This window comes from Leptolyngbya sp. AN10, from assembly GCF_050565645.1.
Classification (GTDB): Bacteria; Cyanobacteriota; Cyanobacteriia; order Leptolyngbyales; family Leptolyngbyaceae; genus Leptolyngbya.
Map to the genome: position 1 here is coordinate 55,915 of NZ_JBNXVP010000039.1, position 6,348 is coordinate 62,262.

Annotated in this window: 7 protein-coding genes; 3 read left to right on the plus strand and 4 right to left on the minus strand. The window is 45.2% G+C overall.

Features of this window, described 5'->3' with window-relative positions; all coding sequences use genetic code 11:
• Window positions 1–243: 243 nt before the first annotated feature.
• Complete coding sequence (locus ACQ4M5_RS33655; protein WP_430680179.1) at window positions 244–660, plus strand: YjdF family protein; 417 nt, start codon at window positions 244–246, stop codon at window positions 658–660.
• 155 nt (window positions 661–815) lie between these two features.
• Here the strand turns inward: ACQ4M5_RS33655 and ACQ4M5_RS33660 are convergent, their stop codons facing one another.
• Entirely contained in the window at window positions 816–1,709 is an 894-nt protein-coding gene (locus ACQ4M5_RS33660; RefSeq protein ID WP_430680180.1) for a helix-turn-helix domain-containing protein, read from the minus strand.
• Between the two features lie 296 nt (window positions 1,710–2,005).
• Between ACQ4M5_RS33660 and ACQ4M5_RS33665 the strand changes: the two genes are divergently transcribed.
• Entirely contained in the window at window positions 2,006–2,728 is a 723-nt protein-coding gene (locus ACQ4M5_RS33665; RefSeq protein WP_430680181.1) for a hypothetical protein, read from the plus strand.
• A gap of 125 nt (window positions 2,729–2,853) precedes the next feature.
• Here ACQ4M5_RS33665 and rsfS read toward each other — a convergent pair whose 3' ends face one another.
• On the minus strand, window positions 2,854–3,258 hold the full coding sequence (rsfS, locus tag ACQ4M5_RS33670) for a ribosome silencing factor (RefSeq protein ID WP_430680182.1): 405 nt from the start codon (window positions 3,256–3,258) through the stop codon (window positions 2,854–2,856).
• Window positions 3,259–3,978: a bis(5'-nucleosyl)-tetraphosphatase (symmetrical) YqeK gene (gene yqeK, locus ACQ4M5_RS33675; protein ID WP_430680183.1), complete on the minus strand. Its 720-nt coding sequence runs from the start codon at window positions 3,976–3,978 to the stop codon at window positions 3,259–3,261.
• A gap of 225 nt (window positions 3,979–4,203) precedes the next feature.
• On the opposite strand from yqeK, the gene ACQ4M5_RS33680 reads away from it, so the two are divergent.
• Window positions 4,204–4,887 carry a zinc metallopeptidase gene (locus ACQ4M5_RS33680; RefSeq protein ID WP_430680184.1) on the plus strand — a complete coding sequence of 228 codons (684 nt, stop codon included), beginning with the start codon at window positions 4,204–4,206 and terminating at the stop codon, window positions 4,885–4,887.
• A gap of 188 nt (window positions 4,888–5,075) precedes the next feature.
• Here the strand turns inward: ACQ4M5_RS33680 and ACQ4M5_RS33685 are convergent, their stop codons facing one another.
• The gene (locus ACQ4M5_RS33685; protein ID WP_430680185.1) at window positions 5,076–5,951 is read right to left on the minus strand and encodes a hypothetical protein; all 876 of its coding nucleotides are present in this window, start codon (window positions 5,949–5,951) and stop codon (window positions 5,076–5,078) included.
• Between the last annotated feature and the right edge of the window lie 397 nt (window positions 5,952–6,348).

A 6,348-nucleotide genomic window follows, 5' to 3' on the forward strand; every position in this document is an offset into this window, starting at 1 on the left:
GTTGCAGGATAACTTGTGGGAATTTAGTCGATTAACTATGAAATCAGTTGAGTTTGTTGAAATAGAAGTTAATCTAATTACAAAATTCATTACATTGCTCTGATGGAATCTATGGATAGAATTGAGGGGCAAGGCACAAAAACACGATTCGGTTGGTAGTCCGAATACACTACATTGAGGTAGTGCAGTAACCTTCCCCCTTCGGGATGTCCAGTGCCGTCCACTGCAACAAGAAGGGGAATGATGAAACTAACCATTTTTTTCAACGGTCAATTTTGGGAGGGCGTTGTAGAGCTTTATGCTGACAACGAACTGAAAGTTGGGCGACATATTTTTGGTGTTGAGCCTCAAGATGTCGAAGTTTTAGCCTTTATTGTTAATAACGTCTTTCTAAGTCTACTGACACAAGCAAGTGCCTCCGTAGAAGTTACTCCGATTTTCTTGAAAAGAGTCAACCCCAAGCGGATGGCGCGTCAAGTAAGCCAAGAAATGGCAAATCAAGGCGTGTCTACATTTGCTCAGGAAGTGATGCGACAAAACTTAGAGGAGCGTAAGCAGGCTTCTAAGCAACGCTCAAAAGCGATGAGAGAAGCTGAGGAAGAGGAAAAATGGCAACGCTCTCGTCAAAAGGCAAAGGCGAGACATCGAGGAAAAGCTTGAACAGCAATGTATGTTGATCGCAGTCGAACAATCCCGTTGCACACCGACCGTACTAGAGTCTCTTCATTAAGTTCGAGAGGTTATTCACGGCGGATGAATGGGGTCGTTATACTGCTCAGGTTATGGAGAGGGCAGTTTGCAAGTAATTGATCGGTCTATCGGTTTCTGTAAATCTTGGGAGTCGTTCCGGTGAATTTGCGAAAGTGTCGGTTCAAGTGGGTCTGATTTGCAAATCCGCATTCGAGAGCGATGTCTGCGATCGCTCTGTTTTTATCTTTCAAAAGCCGCTTTGCCCGTTCCACACGCTGCTGCAAGACATACTTGTAAGGTGCAACTCCCGTAGATTGTTTGAATAATTCGCAGAAATAATAGACACTCAGATCAAGCTGTTGTGAGATCGCTTCTAGGGTCAATTTCTGATCGAGATTCGCTTGGATGTAATCGATCGCTTGCTGCAATTTGTCTATGGATAGTCCGCCTTTTTCGTAAGACTGTAACCTGAGTGGTTGAGTGCAGTAGTGGCGTAGCAGATGCACCGAAAGAGAAGCCAGAAGGGTTTCCGCATAGATGCGATCGCATGTTCCCGTTGCTAGTCCATTCTTGAGCGTCGTTCCAATCCCGTAAATCAATGGATCAGGTTGGGCAAACGTCGGCAGCAGTTCAATCCGGTCAAGATTTATGAAATCTGGAGAAGACTGTGCCAAAAATTCTGGTTCCAACGTGAGCATGATCCCTTCAGCAATGTCTTGCTCAATGCCTTGCCAGTGCGTTGCACCAGCAGGCACGATGGCAATATCCCCGAGTTGGACATTTTCTTCTTGCCAGCGATCGTCAATTCTGCGCTCTGAGCCAACTTCTGGTCGCAGATGAATAAACAGAACATGCTGCTGAAACACCATTTCTAGAGATTCACAACCAGGTTGTGCTGCATGGCAGACCCCAATTCCTGAAACCCCGATATCATAGGTCTTCAGGAAGTGAAAACTAGCCGTTTGAAGCAGATCTTCTGGATGTGTACAGCTAATCATCAGACGTGATTGATCGTTCATCGTAGTTCAATCCTTCCTAGAAGTATTGGCAGAACTAGCGCAATCTCTCCACCAAGACGAACTGCTCTGATCTTATGGGAGATCCCTGAAAGCGTTGTTTTAGCTTCAGTATCTTTTAATCTTTTTTCAGCGTTATTTTTTTACTCTGCAAACCTCAAGAATTAGCCAGTTGAACCCGCGATCGGTGTAAAAATTTCCCAAGATCGGGTAATGTTACCCCAAGATCAGGCAAGACTGAAAACTTGCAAATGAGTAGATTGAGCTTGTTCTCAACATCATTTCCCAGGATTTTTGCTATGTTCAAGCGAATGATTTATCGATTGGGTGCAATTGCGCTCTTTCTCTTCGGCGTTCTGTTTGCAATTCCGAGTCAAGCCCAAGCCGCCGCAACTGTTTCTCTCGATGGAACAAACGACATTGTGAACGTCGTGACGGTTTACCCAACGACACCCGACACGCAACCCAAAGTTCTTTCAGAAATTGCAAAAGAAGAGCAAACCGCTTTCTCCAACATTCCGGGCTTTCAAGACTCCGCGCTTCTCAAAGCTGAAAATGGCTCTCAAGTGATTGCCTTATCGCAGTGGAAAGGTAAAGATTTATCGACCTTCCAGGCTTATGCTTCAGAACACATTCTCGATGTTGCCACAAACGGGAAACCTCAGAGCTTTGCTTGTCAAGTTCAACAGACAGAAACTAGAGATAAATCGCCCAGTTTGCAGCAGGGGAATGTTATCCAATTCAGCCAATTTAAGATGAAACCTGGTAAGAACCAATCTGAACTAGCAATGGTTGTGAGCCAGATGATGCCTGGAGTGCTGCAAATGGCTTCTGGATTACAGTGGGCAGCGATGTGTCCTAGCACAGACAAATCAACGATCGCATTACTCGCCCGTTGGAATAGTGCGGATGATTTCAAGTCGCTTTCTCAACAGCCAGGATTCGACAAAGAAACGAACTATTGGCAGGACTATGCAAACAACGAACATGGTTTGTATGACGTAGCGCAAGTTATTCGCTAGTTTAGTAGTCCGAGCCGCTCCCGATGGTCTGCTAGATCCCGAAAAATGTCAGTCCACTTGTTTTCATCAAATTACAAAAAATCGGGAGATCGCGATTGCAATCTCCCGATGATTATTTCAACGCTCTAGAATTCGCCAACTGGAATTCGTGCCGCGTGACCCCAGAACGATTCCAAACCGTAATACTCCCGCTCTTGGGGCATCATCACGTGAACAATCACATCCCCAAAATCTTCCACAACCCAAGTGCCCTCCGAAAAGCCCTCCGATCGAATCGGTTTCCGGTTCATCGTCTCTTCGATTTTGTCCTCGATCGATCGAGCAATTGCCCGAACTTGTACCTTGGAATAGCCTGTAACTAAAACAAAATAATCAGCCAGAACCGTGACATCGCCCACTTTCAGCAACACAATATCGCTCCCTTTCCGCTCATCGGCTGCTTCTGCCGCCAATCGTGCCAGTCTCTCACTGCGATCGTCGATGTTGGTCATCGGGTTGGAAAGAGTTTGTTGGTTAGAAAGTTCTGTCATTCAGGTTTGAATTCCTTTTACGAAGTGGTTTTGTAAATGGCGCGGTTTCGCCTCAGTTTGTTTATACTGCTGCAAAAACGCATTACGAGTCTGAACCGTGCGCGGATGGATCAGATGACCCGCTTGAATCAGATGTCGAAGAGAAGCATCCGCCGCTCTCCAAGTTGCCTGAATCAAATCTTGCCGACTCAGAGTACGCAATTCTTCTAACTCTGGTGTGTTGCCGCGTCCTGGCTCCAGACCATCTGCCAGATAGACCACACATCCGAGTAAGGTCATGGTCGGACTACCCAACGTATGATGACGAATGGCATCCAACACTTCCTCATCCTGCACTCCGAATTCGTCACGCGCAACGATCGCGCCTGCATCGGCATGAAGGAGATGAGGATTTGATTCATCGATCGGATCAAGCGTCAAACCTTCTGCGATCGCCATACTTAACAATCGTTTAGGCTTGAAGAATTTCGCCAGATCGTGCATCAATGCCGCCTGAGCCGCTTTTTCGACATTTAATTCGTGGAGTTGAGCAAGCTCGATCGCGAACTGCTCCACTCGTAGAATATGTCGAATTCGAGTTTCAGGGACATTTCCTTTAAGCCACGCCAGAACTCGCGCACGAGTTCGATCGGGTGGCGGCAAGAGTCCTGAGAGCGCGATCGATTGATTCACCTGCGGCGAAGTCCCATGAGTCTGTAGTGCTTTGGGCATTTCACGCATAAGTGTAACTAACTCCCGTTAGTGACACACGGCAATCAATCCTCGACATTTAGCGCTTTCATCCTCTCAGTTCTAGATTTCATTCTAACGTAAGTCTTGAGTCTCGACCGCTCCGGTTTGGGGTTCGGTTTTTGCACCAGACAGGTAGAATTTTCGGTGATAGCATGAGGATTAAAAGTAGTCAATTAGCCGCGTACAGAACTTAAGCAAAAAGGTAAAAAGGCGATGTTTTTTCACTGGTCTTATCTCCTGCTGATTCCCGGCATGATTCTCGTATTCTGGGCACAGCAGCGGGTACAAAGCACATATCGCAAATATTCCGAGATTCCCTCAAAGATGGGACTGACCGGGGCACAAGTGGCGAAAACAATTCTCGATCGTATGGGCATTTACGATGTCGCGATCGAACACGTTCCTGGTGAATTGACCGACCACTATGATCCGAGTGCGAAAGCAGTTCGCCTGTCAGATGTGGTATACAACTCGAATTCGCTGGCTGCGGCTGCGGTGGCGGCGCATGAATGCGGTCACGTTCTGCAAGATGTGAAGGGCTACAAGCCAATGAATGTGAGAGCGGCACTGGTTCCCGCTGTCAACTTGGGCGCGAATTTTGGTCCGATTTTGATTATGGCGGGTCTCTTTATCGGGGCATTTAAGTTTTTGATTCCGCTGGGAATTGCACTGTTCGCAGCGGTGATTATTTTCCACATTGTGACTTTGCCCGTGGAGTTTGATGCGTCGAACCGGGCATTGCGCTTGATCGATGAGTTGGGCATTTTGCAGGGTGAGGAAAATCAAGGCGCACGGAAAGTACTGAATGCAGCGGCGTTTACTTATGTGGCGACTGCGCTGTATGCCCTGCTGCAATTGGTTCAATACATTCTGATTGCAATGGGTCAGCGCGATTAGTCGATCGCTGATCATTTTTAGAAACCGATGGGAGCGATCCTGTCGGTTTTTAGCTTTAAAGCGATGAATTAGATCAGTCTAGCAATGGAAGTCTTGAAGTTCACGATCGCTGACATAACACTTCTGCCCCACTCAGTTCACACATTCTAAATTACTAGCAAGAATTCGATTAGAACTTTTGGCAATTATCAAGGTAATCTTCGTGTTGATCGTATTGAAAGAATTCTTTGACCTCTCGAAGTTTCTCTAGATTCTGTGCTCTTTGGAGATTGTGTCATTAATTCTTGTTGATGGAGTTGCTGTAGCAAACCCTCCCTACCAGTAATTAGCTTATAGAGATGGCGGAAATGCCATTCGTAAACTGAACTTGGGTGCGGAGCGCGGTTACGAATTTGCCTGATTTTTTCTAGCATTGAAGCTGATTCCTCTGCATTTTTAAGCCATTTTGCTAGAGGATGTGACCATTGATTCAGAAATATTTGTATCAATTCTTCATCCGCAGGATCTAACTGTTCACGGAATCGAAATTGGTAGTAAAGCTCTGTTTTGTCGCTTGGTGACAGTATTTCTAGATTCAGCTTTTCTTTCCGAAAGCGAAACACATTTCTAGAGATTAAACGGGGCAGTTGACCAATAGTATAAACTTGTTCTTCTCTTAGCTGTACACCAGCAATTTCAAAAGTAGAAGGTCCGTGATTGTGTCTAGCACATAGAAATTCGTAAAACTTTTCAAAGAAAGGAATAACTATTTCTGTTTCAACTACTAAACACAGTCTGGTCACAGCTTCAGAGTAATCGTTCAGAAAGTCTCTCTTTCTAGCTATTTTATAGTTAATGATTGCTGCTACTAAGTTCTTACGGCTAGTTTCAGATAATTGTTTCCATACTTCATCTCCCAGTTCTGCCTGAATTTTCCCTTCTACTTCTTTCGAGTCGTAAGCAAGAGAAGATCGAGTGACCTTAGCTTGAAGCTCTTGTATTTGAGTTTCTCTTGCTTGAACATCGTTTTCTCTGCGTGTAATTTCCGCTTCTTTTGCTTGTAGGGAATTTTGAAGAATTCCCAACTGAGTTTGTTGCTCAGATGAGGATTGGCTGATTGTTCGCTGAAGAATTGCTACTTGTTGTCTCAGGTTCTTAATCTGCTCATTCTTACTGTGAGCAAGCTGCCTCTGCTCTGAAATAAGCTGATCTTTTTCCTTAATAATCTGGTCTCTTTCTTCTGCTTCTAAAGATTGAATAGCTGTCTTGATAAGATTATAGAAATGCGGTTTAGTTACATCAATCCACTGAGGGCTACTACCTGCTTTCTTAAGCGTTCCAACTCTTTGTCCCTGTCTAATAACCCAAGTTGCTAGTTAGAAGCGGTCAGGGAGCAAAGCCAATAAAATCTCTTCAAGATGTTGACCCTTGAAGAGAAGAAAAATGCTTGACGAAATTATAGCGATTTATGCAATTACCGAC